This window comes from Stenomitos rutilans (assembly GCF_059505485.1).
On sequence record NZ_JCACKR010000090.1, the window covers coordinates 331,192 to 347,235 of the forward strand.

12 protein-coding genes are annotated in these 16,044 nt (G+C 49.6%); all 12 read left to right on the plus strand.

From position 1 onward, the window contains the following. Nucleotides 1-11: 11 nt before the first annotated feature. Complete coding sequence (hepA, locus tag AC5JLP_RS17595) at nt 12-1,922, plus strand: heterocyst formation ABC transporter subunit HepA (RefSeq protein WP_496069233.1); 1,911 nt, start codon at nt 12-14, stop codon at nt 1,920-1,922. 80 nt (nt 1,923-2,002) lie between these two features. Continuing rightward, nucleotides 2,003-3,058, plus strand: coding sequence for a glycosyltransferase (locus tag AC5JLP_RS17600; protein ID WP_496069234.1), 1,056 nt, complete (start codon nt 2,003-2,005; stop codon nt 3,056-3,058). Nucleotides 3,059-3,127: 69 nt separating this feature from the next. Then, nucleotides 3,128-4,081 carry a glycosyltransferase family 2 protein gene (locus AC5JLP_RS17605; RefSeq protein WP_496069235.1) on the plus strand — a complete coding sequence of 318 codons (954 nt, stop codon included), beginning with the start codon at nt 3,128-3,130 and terminating at the stop codon, nt 4,079-4,081. Between the two features lie 27 nt (nt 4,082-4,108). Beyond that, on the plus strand, nt 4,109-4,939 hold the full coding sequence (locus AC5JLP_RS17610) for a glycosyltransferase family 2 protein (protein ID WP_496069236.1): 831 nt from the start codon (nt 4,109-4,111) through the stop codon (nt 4,937-4,939). A gap of 159 nt (nt 4,940-5,098) precedes the next feature. Then, nucleotides 5,099-6,034, plus strand: a complete 936-nt coding sequence (locus AC5JLP_RS17615; protein WP_496069237.1) for a glycosyltransferase family 2 protein — start codon at nt 5,099-5,101, stop codon at nt 6,032-6,034. Next, nucleotides 6,031-7,269 carry a glycosyltransferase family 4 protein gene (locus AC5JLP_RS17620; RefSeq protein ID WP_496069238.1) on the plus strand — a complete coding sequence of 413 codons (1,239 nt, stop codon included), beginning with the start codon at nt 6,031-6,033 and terminating at the stop codon, nt 7,267-7,269. Before AC5JLP_RS17615 ends, AC5JLP_RS17620 begins: the two co-directional genes overlap by 4 nt. Before the next feature lie 169 nt (nt 7,270-7,438). Next, nucleotides 7,439-8,467 (plus strand): polysaccharide pyruvyl transferase family protein, encoded by a 1,029-nt coding sequence (locus AC5JLP_RS17625; protein ID WP_496069239.1) that lies wholly within the window; start codon nt 7,439-7,441, stop codon nt 8,465-8,467. Between the two features lie 97 nt (nt 8,468-8,564). Continuing rightward, nucleotides 8,565-9,977: a glycosyltransferase gene (locus tag AC5JLP_RS17630; RefSeq protein ID WP_496069240.1), complete on the plus strand. Its 1,413-nt coding sequence runs from the start codon at nt 8,565-8,567 to the stop codon at nt 9,975-9,977. 34 nt (nt 9,978-10,011) lie between these two features. After that, nucleotides 10,012-11,073, plus strand: coding sequence for a glycosyltransferase family protein (locus AC5JLP_RS17635; RefSeq protein ID WP_496069241.1), 1,062 nt, complete (start codon nt 10,012-10,014; stop codon nt 11,071-11,073). Nucleotides 11,074-11,127: 54 nt separating this feature from the next. Then, nucleotides 11,128-11,946, plus strand: a complete 819-nt coding sequence (locus tag AC5JLP_RS17640; RefSeq protein WP_496069242.1) for a glycosyltransferase family 2 protein — start codon at nt 11,128-11,130, stop codon at nt 11,944-11,946. Nucleotides 11,947-12,051: 105 nt separating this feature from the next. Beyond that, nucleotides 12,052-13,470, plus strand: a complete 1,419-nt coding sequence (locus AC5JLP_RS17645; protein ID WP_496069243.1) for an O-antigen ligase domain-containing protein — start codon at nt 12,052-12,054, stop codon at nt 13,468-13,470. Between the two features lie 43 nt (nt 13,471-13,513). Further along, on the plus strand, nt 13,514-15,886 hold the full coding sequence (locus AC5JLP_RS17650; protein WP_496069244.1) for a glycosyltransferase: 2,373 nt from the start codon (nt 13,514-13,516) through the stop codon (nt 15,884-15,886). Nucleotides 15,887-16,044: the final 158 nt, after the last annotated feature.

Here is a 16,044-nt window from a genome sequence, read left to right on the forward strand (position 1 = left end):
ACCGAGAATTCATGCTGCTAAGACTTCCTGCGCCGATCCAACGATCGCTCAAAAACACGCTGAAAGCCACGACATTCTGGCAAGAAAACCACACGATCCTGCGTGAGTTCAAGCATTTTCCGCTCGTAGCCACGATCGCGATCGGGTGCGCCATTGGGGCAGCTTCCTTTGAAGGGTTTAGCTTTGGCTTTCTGCTGGCATTCTTACAAAGTTTGGTCAGCCCCGATGCACCACCCTTTCAAACAGGTGCAGGCTGGTTTGATCAATGGATTCTAGGGGTTAATGAGTCATCGACCAATCGCCTTTATCGGGTTTCAGCACTGATTTTGGCGGCCACCTGGATTCGTGCAGGTTTTAACTACTTAACGCAGGTTTATACCGAGTTGACCCAGCAAAAGCTGGTCGATCGCCTGCGGAAACAAATTTTTGAGCAACTGCAAGCCCTGAGCCTTGGCTATTTCTCGAAAACAAATGCGGGTGAGCTACTGAACACGCTTACCAGTGAAATCGGTCGGCTGCAAGCGGCTTTTGGCCTGCTGTCATTCATCATCACCCGTAGCCTGACGCTGAGCGTCTACGTGTTTCTGATGTTTCGGCTCTCCTGGCAACTCTCGATCGTGTCGCTGACGCTGTTCTTTTTGCTAGCAGTCGGCATCTCTCAACTCACTACATACATTCGGCAGGCCAGTGCAGGCGTGTCTACGGCAAACGGTCGCTTTACCGCGATCGCGATGGAGTTCATCAACGGCATTCGCACCGTCCAGGCCTTTGCAACCCAGGACTTTGAGCGGCGGCGCTTCTACGCAGCCAGTGGTGAGGTTGTAGAAGCCTCACTACTGGCATCGAAACGCTATGCGCTCGTGAGGCCACTGGCAGAAGGATTAGCCACAACGGTACTGATTGGCATGATCATCCTGGCGCTGACCGTCTTTGTCACAAACGGCATTATGCAAACGGCGTCGTTGCTGACGTTCTTGTTTATTCTGTTTCGCCTGGTGCCTGCGGTGCATGAAATTAATGGCAGTCGCGCGGCGATGAGCGGCTTTTGGGGATCGCTCAACAATATTCGAGAATTACTAGATACCCACAACAAGCCGTACCTGAAGAGTGGGCATCGTCCCTTTCCGGGCTTACAGCAGGCCATTACCTTCCGATCGGTTGACTTTGGCTACGATCCCGAACAGCTCGTCCTTACCAACGTCAACTTGACCATCAAGCAGGGTGAAATGACGGCCTTGGTTGGTGCATCTGGAGCAGGTAAAACAACGCTCGTGGATTTAATTCCCCGCTTCTATGACCCCACCAAAGGCAGCATTCTCATTGATGGCGTTGACCTGCGAGAGTTCCAGACTAACTCGCTGCGGCGGCGCTTTGCGATCGTCAGTCAAGACACCTTCATCTTTAACACCACGGTGCGCAACAACATCGCCTATGGCAGTGAAGATGCGACCGAAGCAGATATTATTGAAGTCGCCAGACTGGCAAATGCGCTGGAGTTCATTCAGGACATGCCAGAAGGGTTTGATACTCGCCTCGGCGATCGTGGGGTACGGCTCTCAGGTGGGCAGCGCCAGCGGATTGCGATCGCCCGTGCCATTCTCCGCGATCCAGAAATTTTGATTCTTGATGAAGCCACCAGCGCTCTGGATTCCATCTCCGAACGGCTCATTCAGGCATCGCTCGAAAAGCTGGCAGAAGGACGCACCGTGCTGGCGATCGCCCATCGTCTTTCCACCATTATTCGAGCAGACAAAATTGTCGTCATGGAGCAGGGGCGCATCGTCGAAGAAGGGCCGTATCAAGCATTGCTAGAGCAGCGCGGCAAACTCTGGAACTATCACCAGATGCAGTACGAAATGGGTGATCAAGCCCAAGCCAGCCCTTCTGCGATCGCGGCGACTACAACCCCTGAAGCGTTCTAATTCAAACTCATTTTCATACACCAGATTGTCCAAGCCTTGACGCATTACACCCCGCATCGTCTGCTATGAAAGCGCTGTTTATGAACAACTACCCAATGGATCAGGCTTGGGAAAGCTGGCAAAACGGCGAGTATCCCGGACATCATCTTTGGGGCGCAACGCATCTTGCCAAGCATGGTATTGAAGTGGAAATCGTTCCCTATCAAACCTTGAAGCTCTTGAATAAAATTGGATGCAAACTAGGCTTAGGGGATCATCTCGACCAGCAGCTACGCGTTTTGTTTCATCGCGCTGATTTTGATGTGGTGTATTCTGCCTGCCAGACGACAACGTTTCTGCTGTCGGTACTGCGATCGCTCCGCCTCTTTCACAAACCGATTGTGGCTCTCATTCATCATCCCCTGAACCACACACTCAAAGAGACGCTTTTTCTCAAGGGGCACGATCGACTTCTGTGCCTGAGTCCAACCATTATGGAACCCTTCGCTCAAACCCCAAGAATTCACAAAAAAATGGACTTAATTGAATGGGGAGCCGATTTACCGTTCTATGATCAGATGCAACCGGAAGCGCTAGAACAAGAAACCGTTTTGAGCGCGAATCAAGCACCTTTTATTGTTAGCGCTGGCAAAACCGAGCGCGATCACGACACATTAGTCAACGCGTTGCTTCATCTTGATTGCTCACTTCAAATTTACTGCTCTGCCCATACAGCCCCGACCTTCAAAAACTTACCCGATCGCATCACCATTCATGCCAGTCATTCAGCCCACAATGCCGTTTCTTACCAGGAAATCTTAGCTGCTTATCACCGCGCCTTTGCGATCGCCATTCCACTCACAAGCACCAACAATCTAGCGGGTTTGACCAGCCTGTTGGATGCAATGGCTGTTGGCAAACCCGTCATTATGACGCGCAACTCACACATTGAACTAGATATTGAAAAAGAAGGCATTGGCTTCTGGGTTGAACCAGGAGATGTTCAAGGTTGGCAACGGGCGATCGCCTATTTATTAGCAAACCCTGAAGAAGCTTCAGCGATAGGCGATCGTAGTCGCCATCTCTGCGCAACGAAATATAACCTGGATACCTTTACCAACACCCTCGCTAGAACATTGAAAAGCGTCCTGGTCTAACCCTTAAAACTCAAAACTCAAAACTCAAAACTTTTCCCTCCCCTCCTAGCCCCTTTTGTAGGAGAGACTATGCCCCCCATTGATGCTCACTTAAACCAGGTTAAAGCGCTGTCTGACCACGCAGGTTCTCTTGCGTTTGCAGGAGCCGCCCCGTTGTCGATCACCATTCCTACCTACAACCGCTGTGAGTCAGTCGTTGCGCTGGTGCAGCAATTGCTTCCCCAACTATCACCAGAAGACGAGCTTTTGGTTGTAGACGACGGTTCGCAGGATGGCACAACGGACGCATTGCGTAACCTGAATGCTGTCAAACTGGTGCCCAACCCATCCAACTATGGCATGGTCAAAACCTGGAATCGTTGCCTGGAGGTTGCATCACGGGATTGGATTTGTATCATTCACGATGACGATCGCGTGGCACCCACTGCACTTGCCACCATTCGACGCGCCTGCACCATCGTCGGTGAACCCGCACTGATTGCCCACCGCTCCGTTGACTCGCACCTGGATCAAGCGTTTCGCTATCGCTTGGCGGCACCCGGAGCTTGGGCCGTGATGCATACTCCGACCACGCCATCTGGTGTAACGGTGCACCGTGCTGTTGTGGATGCGATCGGCGGCTTTGACAAACAATTTCCTTACTCTTGTGACCTGGAATATTTTGCGCGGATTTGCGCTCGTTATCCGTCGCTGGTGATCGAAAGTCCTGAGCTTTTGTATTACAACCAGCACGATCAAAACTATCAGTATAAAACCTGGCGACAGGCCGATTTTTGGCAGCAATTAGAAGCCATTGAACAAACCGTCCTCAAGTATGCAGGACTCAGTACCACAGGTGAAAATCACTTTCGCGATCGCATGTCTCATTACGCACAACACATGCTGCAAAATGCGGCGCAAGCAGACGATCAAACCCTGCTCCGACATATCGGTTGGATGCTGTGGAAACAGCCCTATTTAGGTCGTCGAGTCCGTCTTACTGCGGGTATCGCGGCACTCTTCAATTCGTATGTAAAACTCTAATGTTTCTGACCCTAATATTCCTGAACCATGCTCAGCATTATTACCCCGGTTTATAACAGTGAACGCTTTATTGCCGACTGTATTGAAGGCGTGATCGCGCAGCGCTGCTCTAACCTTGAACACATTATTGTGGATGGTGGCTCCACCGATCGCACCGTAGACATCATTCAACACTATGTCGATCGCTACCCTCATCTTCGTTGGCGTTCAGAACCTGATCAAGGACAATCGGATGCGATGAATAAGGGCATCGTCATGGCGAAAGGCACGGTTATGGGCGTGCTGAATGTCGATGATAGCTACGAGCCTGATGTCTTGAATCAGATTGGCGATCGCTTCAAAACTCTGCCGGAACCAACGCTTTTGGTGGGAAACTGCAATATTTGGGATGATGCGGGCAATCTCCTTGAAGTCAATAAGCCAAGTAAACTCCAATTATTTGATTTAGTCACCGGGCTAAATGTTAATCCCTATCCCTGTAATCCTGCCGCTTACTTTTATCACACCTCACTCCATCAAAAAATTGGCTTTTATAACCTGAATGATCACTACTCTATGGACTTAGAGTTTTTGCTCAGAGCCGTGCAAGTGGCAGACGTTGTTTATGTTGATCAAGTCTGGGGCAATTATCGCCGTCTGGAAGGCACGAAAACCGTAAACGACATGAAAAATGGACAGACAAGCCAGCGAGTCATGCAGTTATTAAAACAGTACCGCAACGATCTATCCACATTACAGCGATGGCAGCTAACCCTGTACGATCGCTGGGCAACCATCGCCTATTTTCTCAAAAAACCTCAAGCATTCCCCCAGGCTGTGAAAGCAAAACTGTTCAAAGCCTCACCAAATTTAAGCTAATTTTATTTTTGAAATCTTTTTAAAGCATGAGCATTCAATCACACCAATTAGCACTAAAAAAAGCGCAAAAGACCTTCTCTGCGCCTCCGCGCCTCTGCGGCCGAGCAAGCGCTAGACAACTGATTTAACCCGATCCTAGGCAAGTTTTTGAGAGGCTGTATGCAGTTGAACTCTATGCATTTGAAAATAAGCGTTTTAATTCGGACGAAAAACGAAGCGAAGGATATTACCAAAACACTTGCCCTGGTGATGGATCAATCGCTGCCGCCCGATGAAATCATCGTGGTTGATTCTGGCTCGACGGATGGGACGGTAGCGCTGGTTCAGCAGCACAGCCATGTCCGGTTACTCACCATGCGTCCTGAAGACTTCACCTTTGGACGATCGCTCAACCTCGGCTGTGCTGCAACAGACGCAGACATTATCGTCATGCTGAGTGCCCATGCGTTTCCCTACGATCGCAATTGGTTGAAACATCTGGTACAACCCTTTGAAGACCCTTACGTAGCAGGGGTGTATGGTAAGCAAGTTCCTCATGTGGATGCCGATCCTCCGGTTGAGCGGGATTACCGCAGCTTCTATAATGATCAACCTCGTATGCAGACCAATCCAAACGATGGTGGCGATCGTGCGTTTTCTAACGCCAATGCCGCCATTCGTCGCCAGTGGTGGGAAAAACGTCCGTTTGATGAAACGCTCTCTGGCTGTGAAGATGTGGCCTGGGCCTGGGCAGTGCTCTCGCTGGGCACCAAAATTGCTTATGCCCCAGAAGCAGCGGTCTACCATTCACACAACGAGCAATTACGTCAGGTTTACAAGCGCACCTGTCGAGAAACGCTCGCACTGCATGCTCTCTATGGTCACGAAATGGGGTTGCGCGATGCCTGGAAAACCTGGCGTAAAGCCGTATCAGCAGATTGGCAATTCATTCTACATGAGAAGAAAAGCCGCCAATGGCTACTGAGATCGCCGCTGTACCGTTTGTTCTGGACGTATGGCTATCTGAGACCCAGCCTGCCAGTCGCCTTGTGGAAACCCATGCACAAATGGTGGGCACGGAAACAAGCCGCCCCCAATGAGGCTGGCAGCGTATGAGGGTTTTGATCATCACATCCGCAACCGTATGCGGTGGAGCAGAAGCCTATGCCCTCACGATCGCTCAGGCTGCCGCCCAGTCTGGTTGGGAAACCCATGCCGCCTTCCCGCTAGCTGACGCAACGGCCTCTCTACGGCATGAAATGACAGCGCATCACGTCACCTATCACTCGTTGGAGATTGCAGAGCCGTTGAGTCGAGGTATACGGGCAATGGGCGATGCCTTTGTGCGATGGTGGCGCACGCGATCGTTGCTGCTGACCCTCAAACCCGACGTGGTGTTGATCAACTTACCCTGGGCTGACCATTGCCTGGGTAGCATACTTGCCTGCGGTCAACTACGCGTACCCACTGCCGTCATGTTTCACCTGATACCGCCAGAGAAGATTCCGCTGAGTCGATCGCGCCGTCAACTCTACACCTGGGCACGCAACCGGGGGCAACAGTGGCTCACCAACTCGACTACAAACTGCTGCTTGCTCGCTGAATTATTTGAGATGTCTGCCGACGACTTACAGTTCATTTACAACGGCATCACGCTGCCCGCGCTAGAAGACTGCACGCCTGAAAAACGAGCAATGCTTCGTCAAGCAGTGCGTCAGGAGTTAGGCATACCCAGCAGTACCCGATTGCTGCTTACGGTAGGTCGGCTTGCGCCTCAAAAAGGGTATACCGATTTGCTGGCAATCATTCCAAGCGTTCTGGCAGACCATCCCGACACCCGCTTTGTGTGGGCTGGAGCAGGTGAACAGCAGCAGGAATTGCACGATCGCTTACGTGAGGCCGAAATCGATCACGCTGTACTCATGCTCGGTCATCGGACTGATCTGCCTCGACTACTTCAAGCCGCCGATTTATTTGTCTTTCCCACTCGCTTTGAAGGTCATCCCTTTGCGCTGCTAGAAGCAATGGCCTACAGGCTACCGATCGTCACCACCAACGCCAGCAGCATTCCCGAATTTATTGAGCATCGGGAACAGGGGTTGCTCTGTCCAGTAGGTGACAGCAAAGCGCTGCTGCATACACTCCATTGGGCACTGCAACATCCAAAGCAAATGCAGCAAATGGCGGAGAAGGCAAACCAACATGTGAACCATTTTTCTCAAGAACATATGCTTGAACAGACCTTAAATCGGCTTCAAACACTCGCATTTTTGACAAAGAAAGAGAGCAATCCAACAACAGCTAGAAATCGTGCACTGGAACCTGTAGTTAAGGAGCAAAAGCGATGCTGAAAAATAGTGACTATTGTTTTATTAAATTCAGATTGAATGTGACTTAAGTCCTGATTCATCTCTCTTTAATTGTAATCAGAGTGATACGTTTCAAACAGATAAGGAGCAAGGTTTATGGTTAGATCAGGCTTGAAGTTCATAAGCTTGATTGATTCAAGCCATCGCCTATATGCTGAAAGTCTCAAAGAAGCTGGTTACAGAGGATGCTGAAGCGTTTGATCAACCCCGTATTTGTCTACTTGATCCTGGTATTGAAGACCATGACAATAAGCCCAGTGCTAATTTAGGCGATCTCATTATTCAGCAAGCTGTTTTTCGCGAACTAAGTTATTTATTTGGGCACCAGAAAATTCTCAATCTCTCCACCCATACACCGCTAGAAGAAAAGCACTTTCAGCACATGCAAACCTGTGCTGTTATTTTAGTAGGCGGCACAAATTTATTGTCATCTAACATGAATCACTATAATCAATGGAAAATTTTCTTTCGTGATGCCCTGCGTCTGCGAAAGCGCGTCCTCCTTTTGGGGGTGAGCTGGTGGCAATATCAGGGCCGACCCAACCTCTACACAGCAGGATTATTGCATTTGGCTCTCTCGTCCAGCGGAATGCATTCAGTGAGAGATAATTATACGAAGTCGAAATTAAAGTCCATTGGCATTTGGAATAGTTTGAATACAGGTTGTCCAACTATGTGGCCGTTAGCCAACCTGAGTGCTGACGAGATTCCACAGCAAAAAGCCCAAAATGTGCTGTTGATGCTAACCGATTATGCTCAGAAACCTGTCCTCGATCGCAGGCTGCTAGAGTTAATCTCTACTCACTACAAAACCGTTTATTTTTGGCCCCAGGGAGCAGGCGATCGTGACTACGTTACCAGCTTCGATTTGCCTGTACATATCCTTGATCGATCGCTGTCTGCACTAGAGAATTTCCTAGAATCAAATTTGTCATTGGATTATATTGGCACTCGACTACATGGTGGCATTCGATGTCTGTTAGCCAAGCGACGAACGTTAATTCTGAAGATTGATCACCGTGCCACCGAAATTGCCCATGAAACAGGGTTACCCTCTGCCGATCGAGACGACTTTAAACTGATAGAGCAATGGATTCAAGAACCTTTCATGACCAAGATTTCGATTAATACCGCTGCCGTTGAGCAGTGGCGAAATCAATTTGCACTCACGAATGCTTAAGATAGTTCCCACGACAAGAAATTCAGCCCGTAGCTAGATGTCAAGACAGTTTGTGTCGTGTCATTCCTTCATAACGGGCTCGCTGGATGAGTGGCCATTGGTTGAGTATGCTATCAAGCAAGAACGGGAACATTTCCGCGTCCTTTTCCATCGCGTTTATCAAGACTTACGACCTTGCCGTCATTTGTTGAAAGCTGCCCTTCAGCGCTACTACCCACTCATTTTTCCAGTTGTTTCGCCTGAGTGTTGTCCTATGCGGGTGCTCTTCGTTTCCACTCACTTTCCTCAAGATCTGCGTTTAGATGTGCAGGGCACGTATAAGCGCATGGCGATGTTTTTAGAAGCAATCAAGTCGTTTGCCCACATTGATCTGCTCTTTTATGTGCCACCTGGAACCGATACGTCCCGATCGGCGATCGCGGCAACCGAAAAAGCCCTCTCGCAGCACTGGCAGGTTCCGGTCACGCTCTTTCTGTGCCCAGAATTTGAGCATCCCTATCCCTTACCGAAGTGGCAGCAGCAAGCACCAGGGATGTTTAATTTCTTTCAACAGCGCGATCTGATACGAACGAGTCAACCAGAGCAGATTCAAGCCTTTGAAGCGTGTCTGAACCGTAAGCCCGATGCAATCTTTAGCCATCGGTTGCGATCGATGTGTCCTGCTTTGCTCACCCGCAAACCGCTGCCACCCGTGTTCTTTGACCTGGATGACATTGAACACATCGCCTTCCTGCGAGACATTCGGCAACCGCCTACTCGACTCATTACGTTGCTCTACTACCTGCAAATGCCCGCGCTGTGGTGGGGTGAGCGGCAGGCCATCAAAGTAGCGCAACAGACTTATGTGTGTTCACAGCAGGATCAGGCTTACCTGACCAATCAGGGCTTAGGAGGCGTCGTAACCATTCCGAATGCGGTCAACATTCCACGTCCGCAACCGCTGACAACTGAGCCAACCCTACTCTTACTGGGTGCTTACCATTACTATCCCAACATTAACGCTGCTAATTTTCTGATTGAGCAAGTTTTTCCTTATATACGGCAGCAAAGGCCAGAGGCACGGCTCATCATTGCTGGTAAACAACCGGAGAATATCCGCAGCTATGGCAGTGGTGTACCGGGAGTCGAATTCACTGGCTTTGTGGATGATTTAGACGCGTTATATCGCCGATCGCGAATCGTGTGTTGCCCCATCCTGTCGGGAGGTGGTACACGAGTCAAACTGGTCGAAGCGGCGGCCTACGGAAAACCAATGGTTTCCACGCGCATTGGTGCGGAAGGATTGAATTTTGTGAATGGTCAGGATTTTTTGCAGCGAGATGAGCCACAAGCTTTTGCAGATGCCTGTGTAAAGCTGTTGCAAAACGATGACCTGTGCGATCGCTTGGGTGCTGCCGCTCGGATGACCGCGATCAAACATTACGATCGCGCCAACATTATTCATCTCATCCGGAGGTCTATACAACAGACGTTAGGCGCAAACTCAAAGCGTCCTGTACTCAGCCAATAAATTAGTCTAACTGCATTCGTTTTTGCATTCGTCTATGGAAGTTTTACAACTATGTCCCAAGCTCCCGCCTGCGATCGATGGCATTGGTGATTATGCTATCGCATTAGCCAATGGCTTGCAGCAGCATGATATTCACACGCATTTCATGACGTTTAAGCAGGGCAACGAAGCGGTTGGCTTCCCTATCAGTGAGCTAAACACCGAGAGTCCTCAAGCCTTTGTGAATGCCATCCCTACAACCATTCAAGCCGTTCTTTTACACTATTCAGACTACCCCTACGATCCCAAATTTGGCGCGCCTTATTGGTTAGTTGAAGCACTTAAGGCGATGCAACAGCAGCGATCGCTGCCCCTACTGATCATCTTTCACGAATTTCCCTCTTTCTACCTACTCAAGAAAACCTTTTACCGCTTTCCCTGGCAGCAGCAAGTTGCCTGGAAACTTGCCAACCTCGCAACTGGCATTGTCACTAACAATGCCGTCACAAAAACAGTATTAGCAGAACGTTTACAGCAGCCTATCCTGAATCTTCCGGTCTTTTCTAATATTGGTGAATTGCATGAGCCTACGCCACTAAAGCAAAGAGAAAAGAGCTTAATCGTCTTTGGCACACCCGGACGACGTGCCAGAATTTATCAGCGATCGCGCGCCATGCTCATCAATAGCTGTCAACTTCTCGGCATTGAAGAAATTTGCGATGTGGGTCCATCATTAGACCTTGAGCAGTTAGATATTGCAGGGATTCCTCTAATACAAAAAGGCGAACAATCTGCTCAAGCGATTAGCCGCTTACTCTCTGACTCATTGGCAGGTATTGTCTATTCAACTGATAATGGACGCTTAGCAAAATCAGGAGTATTTGCGACCTACTGCGCTCATGGTTTAGTGCCGATCGTGACGCAGAAACAATCTCCCTTGATGGATGGTCTGCAAGCGCAAACTCATTTTTTGTTCGCTGGGTTGCAAACACAGTCATTGTCTATGCAAGACTTGCAGGCGATCGCTCAGAAAGCCCATCAATGGTATAACAAGCACAACCAGGAGAACACCGTTAAATACATTACGTCTGAACTTCAAAAAATAAGCAGGATATAGAAGTAAGCATCAGCAATATCAGCTTTTTCCTAATTCATCTACGAGCATCGACCTATGCAAAGGAGCCAGACCGAACCATCCACAAAGGCAGCACCAAAACCATTGAGGCCAATTTCGGTTGTCATCATTGCTCAGAATGAAGAGGAATGCATTGCGAATGCCATTCGATCGTGCCAACCGTTTGCCGATGAAATTGTCGTAGTGGACAGTGGCAGTCAAGATGCTACGGTTCAAATTGCTCAAGACCTTGGCTGTCAGGTGTATCACAACCCCTGGTCGGGCTACTCAAATCAGCGTAATTTTGGTGCTGATAAGGCACAACACGATTGGATTTTCTTTATTGACGCGGACGAAGTCATTGATCAGCCGTTAGCAACCGCCTTGTTGAAGTGGAAACAGGCACCGATGATCGCGGCCAATGCCTTCTCTGCCATCCGTATTGGCGACTTTTGGGATACATGGCTTGACACACGACCGGAGTATCACACCCGCCTCTACAACAAGACAATCTTTCGGATTAAGAATGTGTTGGTACATGAAGGCCCTGATATTAAGGATGCGCCCGTTGTAAAACTGCCAGGAGTCATCTGGCATTACGGCTTTCGCGATATTAGCGATCTGGTTATTCGCTTTAATCGGTACACCGATCTGGATGCCCAACAAGCTCACCGCAACGGCACCCGCTTTAGTCTGCTCCGCTTACTGCTCAAACCCTTTGCCAAGTTTGTGCAGCAATACCTCTGGTACGGCATGTTTCGTCACGGCATGGCAGGCTTTGCGCTTTCTGGCTTATGGAGTTTCTACATCTTTTTAAAGGAGATTAAGCTGTATGAAATTGATTGGAAAGAAGGGCGATCGCAACGCAAGGAATAGTTTTGAGTGAAGGGAGCGGTCAGCCGTCAGCTATCAGCGGTCAGCTTCTTTCCAACAAACTCCTTCTGCCTTGTACCTTTTGCCTTTTACCTGCCCCCTACCTCCATGCAAACCGACTCCGCCGCACCTATTCATCGTCCCCAGTTTGGTTTACAGCCAACGCTGGCGTGGACGGCGATGCTGGCACTGGTTGGGTTTTCGCTGCTGTGCCTTGTGGCTCATGCGGGTGGCCTGTTGCGGCTAGCGTATCCGGCAGGAGCATTGCTGGTTGGGTTACTCCTATTCCAGCGGTATCCCATTCTTTACGTCGGGTTTGCCTGGTGGGTCGCGTTTCTAACACCGTTTGTCCGGCGCTTGATTGATGTTCAGAGTGGATGGGTTGATCCAAGTCCTGTGCTGTTGGCACCGTTTCTGGTGATGATGTTGACTGGCTTGACGTTTGTTCGCCATTTGCCCCGATACCTGCGACAGGATGGGTTGCCGTTTATTTTGTCGGCTGCGGGTGTGATCTATGGCCTGCTGATTGGGTTAATTAAGTATCCGCCAACCGCTGTCGTGGTGCCGTTATTGAACTGGTTAGCCCCGATTTTGTTTGGCTTTCATTTATTTGTCCATTGGCGTCATTACCCTGCCTACCGCCAAAATTTAGGGCGCGTATTTTTGTGGGGAGTGCTGGTGACGGGCGCTTATGGAGTGCTGCAATACCTGATTGCACCGGAATGGGATCGCTTCTGGCTGATTAATTCCAAGTCGATCGCGTTTGGTACGCCGGAGCCGTTAGGCATGCGCGTCTTTAGCACGATGAATTCACCAGGGCCTTTCGCAACTGTCATGATGGCGGGCTTACTGCTGCTGTTTAGCAGTCATAGTACGCTACGTTTTGCGGCAGTGGGGGTTGGCTATCTATCGTTTCTGCTGTCGCTGGTGCGATCGTCCTGGCTGGGCTGGGCCGTCGGGGTGGCGATGTACATTCCTTCGCTAAAGCCAAAATTACAGATGCGGCTGATTGTCACGATTCTGGTGATGGCAGTCTGTGTAATTCCGTTAGTGAATATGCCACCTTTTGCAGGGGCGATCGCTGCACGGTTGCAAACCTTTTCCAACACACAGAACGATGTGAGCTACAACCAGCGCTTGGAGGGCTATGGGCAGATTTTAGGCGATGCTCTAGCAGAGATTCCTGGCAATGGGTTGGGCTTTGTTCTTACCAATGACAGTCTGGGAAGCAACGATAGCGGCATTCTAGCGATGCTGTTTAATCTGGGTTGGTTTGGCACCATTCCTTACTTAGGCGGTATGATTCTGCTATTTTTTAGCCTGTTTCGTGGCACAGAAACTCAGTCTGACTCGTTTGTGAGTGCATCCCGCGCTATTAGTCTGGGAGTGTTTGCTCAAATTGGGTTAGGCAGCTCAACACTCGCGCTATCAGGCGTTGTGATGTGGGGCTTTGCAGGCATTGCTTTGGCAGCCCAACGTTATTACCGCTATCAACATCTACGTCCACCCGACGTGAACAGCGAGTGACGAGGGTGGGGCGTGGATGACTGTGCGTGAGGAGGATTGAGCTGTGAAACCGTTTGTGAAACCGTTCGTTAATGATGGCGTAACCAACACGATCAAGACCAAAATGAGCGATCGTGCCCTTCCATCGGGGGCGTCACAGCGATCCACAAAACCTCGTCTGGATGGCATTCAAATCTGCCGAGGCATCGCTGCGCTGTTGGTGCTCTTGTTTCACATGACTCAATTGAGCCAAGAAAAGCTGGGCCAATCTTTTTTAGGCAATCTTTTTGCGTTTGGTAGCGCTGGGGTCGATTTTTTCTTTGTTCTCAGCGGCTTCATTATTTTCTTTGTGCATCAGGCAGACGTAGGGCGGCGCGATCGCGTACAACCGTTTCTTCTTAAGCGTTTAATTCGGATTTACCCGCTTTATTGGCTGATCACAGTAGCCATTTTGCCCATTTATTTTCTGTTGCCAAAGTTTGGGTATGGTTATGAGCGCAATCTAACCGTTATTGTCAGATCGTTGTTACTCATACCACAGCAGCATTTTCCAATTTTAATTGTGGGCTGGTCATTGAGCCACGAAATGCTCTTTTACCTCCTTTTTGCCCTTGCCATTGTCTTTCCTGTCCAGCATTCTATTCGCTTACTGTCAGGATGGCTCTTTGGAACACTCATTCTCTTTTTAAGCAATCTTCTTAGTTTGGGAAATCTGGAGCAATACGGTTTCATTCAATTTCTTTTTAATGCTCATAACTTAGAGTTTGCATCTGGCTGCCTGGTTGCTTCTCTCGTTTTACAAAAGCGCTTTAGAGAACAAAAACCCTTCTTTCTTCTGTTTGGAACATCTTTATTCCTCCTCTTTGGCATTGCCCAAGCCGAGCGATCGGTCAACTTCAGTCCCATTCTGGCTTACGGCATTCCTTCAACGCTGATTGTACTGGGAGTCGCCTCTTTAGATTTACAGCGATCGCACCAGCCGTCAAATAATCGCTTACTACGATTTTTTACGTCTTTAGGGGATGCGTCTTACTCCATTTATTTGACACACTATCTTTGCTTATCTTTGCTGTTGAAATTGATCCTGGCGACCCATCTGATGCAAGTCATTGGGTATCCGGCAACCATCAGCTTACTGCTACCGATCACAATCGGTATCGGCTATCTAACGTACAAATGGCTTGAGCAACCCATGACGATAGGGTTAAGACAGATACTTTTTAGCAAAACGATCGTGAATCCAACCGCAATAACGACTCAGCCTCCCAACCTGGCTAGCCCAACCAAAGCAATGAAGATTCTTTTTCTTGATCAAAGTGGCGAACTGGCGGGTGCGGAACTTTGTTTGCTGGATCTTGTGCAACCGTACCGCGATCGTAGCCTCGTTTGTTTATTCACTGATGGCCCCTTCCGAACCACCTTAGAACAGCAAGGAATATCTGTAAAAGTACTCGCCAGCCAAGCGATAGAAGTGCGCAAAGACAGTGGTTTGGTGCGAGGGCTACAAAGCCTCAGTCAACTGCTGCCGCTCGCCGTCATCGTTTCAAAACTTAGCCGCGACTATGATGTGATCTACGCCAACACGCAGAAAGCTTTGATAGTTGGTGCATTGGCAAGCTTAGTCAGTCATCGTCCTCTGGTTTATCATTTGCACGACATTTTGTCGATCGACCACTTCAGCCGTACCAATCGCCGTCTCGCGGTCACATTGGCAAATCGCTTTGCTCGTCAGATCATTGCCACCTCTAGCGCCAGTCGAAGGGCGTTTATTCAGGCAGGTGGACGAGCAAATATCGTCACTGTCGTCTACAACGGCTTTGAGCCAGCCGCTTATCAGGAGCCGAGTGTGGATAAAACTCAGCTCAAGCAACAGCTTGGGTTAGACGGTCAATACATCGTCGGGCACTTCAGCCGTCTGTCGCCCTGGAAAGGACAGCACATTTTGCTAGAAGCCCTTGTTGACTGTCCTACCGATGTTGCAGCCATTTTTGTCGGTGATGCCCTGTTTGGTGAACAAGACTATGTGCAAACACTCAAGGCGCAAGTCGAATCTTTGGGACTACAAAGCCGAGTGCATTTCTTAGGCTTCCGTTCAGATGTGATACCGCTCATGCACGCCTGCGACCTCGTGGCTCACACCTCCACCGCACCCGAACCTTTTGGGCGCGTCATTGCCGAAGCCATGCTTTGCGGAAAGCCTGTCGTGGCCTCTGCCTCCGGTGGCGCTGTCGAACTGGTAGAACCAGGCGTCACGGGTTGGCTAGTGCCTCCTGGCGATGTCAAAGCCTTGGCAGCCACGATCGCCCATTGTCGTACACAGCCAAACGAAGTAAAGACGATCGCTCAGACCGCTCAGTCTACAGCCGCTCAGCGCTTTGATCTCAACCAGATTCGTCAACAGATTGACCACCTGTTAAGGAACGTTGTTGGTTTTTAGTTTTTAGAAAGCTGGCTCCTGGCTTCTGATTCCTGACTTTTAATTTCTGGCTTCTGATTCCTGGCTTCTGAGTCCTGACACTTAACCTCAAAGCGCTCCCCCCGTCCCCTGCTCCCCTGCCCCCCCGCCCCCCCTGCTCCTCTATACTCTCTTAATCC

What these genes read in the sequence shown, in the direction of transcription:
- AC5JLP_RS17625 (WP_496069239.1), top strand. Translation starts at nt 7,439, where the DNA reads ATGCTGAAAGTCTCAAAGAAGCTGGTTACAGAGGATGCTGAAGCGTTT.
- AC5JLP_RS17605 (WP_496069235.1), top strand. Translation starts at nt 3,128, where the DNA reads ATGCCCCCCATTGATGCTCACTTAAACCAGGTTAAAGCGCTGTCTGAC.
- AC5JLP_RS17600 (WP_496069234.1), top strand. Translation starts at nt 2,003, where the DNA reads ATGAACAACTACCCAATGGATCAGGCTTGGGAAAGCTGGCAAAACGGC.
- AC5JLP_RS17645 (WP_496069243.1), top strand. Translation starts at nt 12,052, where the DNA reads ATGCAAACCGACTCCGCCGCACCTATTCATCGTCCCCAGTTTGGTTTA.
- AC5JLP_RS17635 (WP_496069241.1), top strand. Translation starts at nt 10,012, where the DNA reads ATGGAAGTTTTACAACTATGTCCCAAGCTCCCGCCTGCGATCGATGGC.
- hepA (WP_496069233.1), top strand. Translation starts at nt 12, where the DNA reads ATGCTGCTAAGACTTCCTGCGCCGATCCAACGATCGCTCAAAAACACG.
- AC5JLP_RS17610 (WP_496069236.1), top strand. Translation starts at nt 4,109, where the DNA reads ATGCTCAGCATTATTACCCCGGTTTATAACAGTGAACGCTTTATTGCC.
- AC5JLP_RS17620 (WP_496069238.1), top strand. Translation starts at nt 6,031, where the DNA reads ATGAGGGTTTTGATCATCACATCCGCAACCGTATGCGGTGGAGCAGAA.
- AC5JLP_RS17640 (WP_496069242.1), top strand. Translation starts at nt 11,128, where the DNA reads ATGCAAAGGAGCCAGACCGAACCATCCACAAAGGCAGCACCAAAACCA.
- AC5JLP_RS17615 (WP_496069237.1), top strand. Translation starts at nt 5,099, where the DNA reads ATGCAGTTGAACTCTATGCATTTGAAAATAAGCGTTTTAATTCGGACG.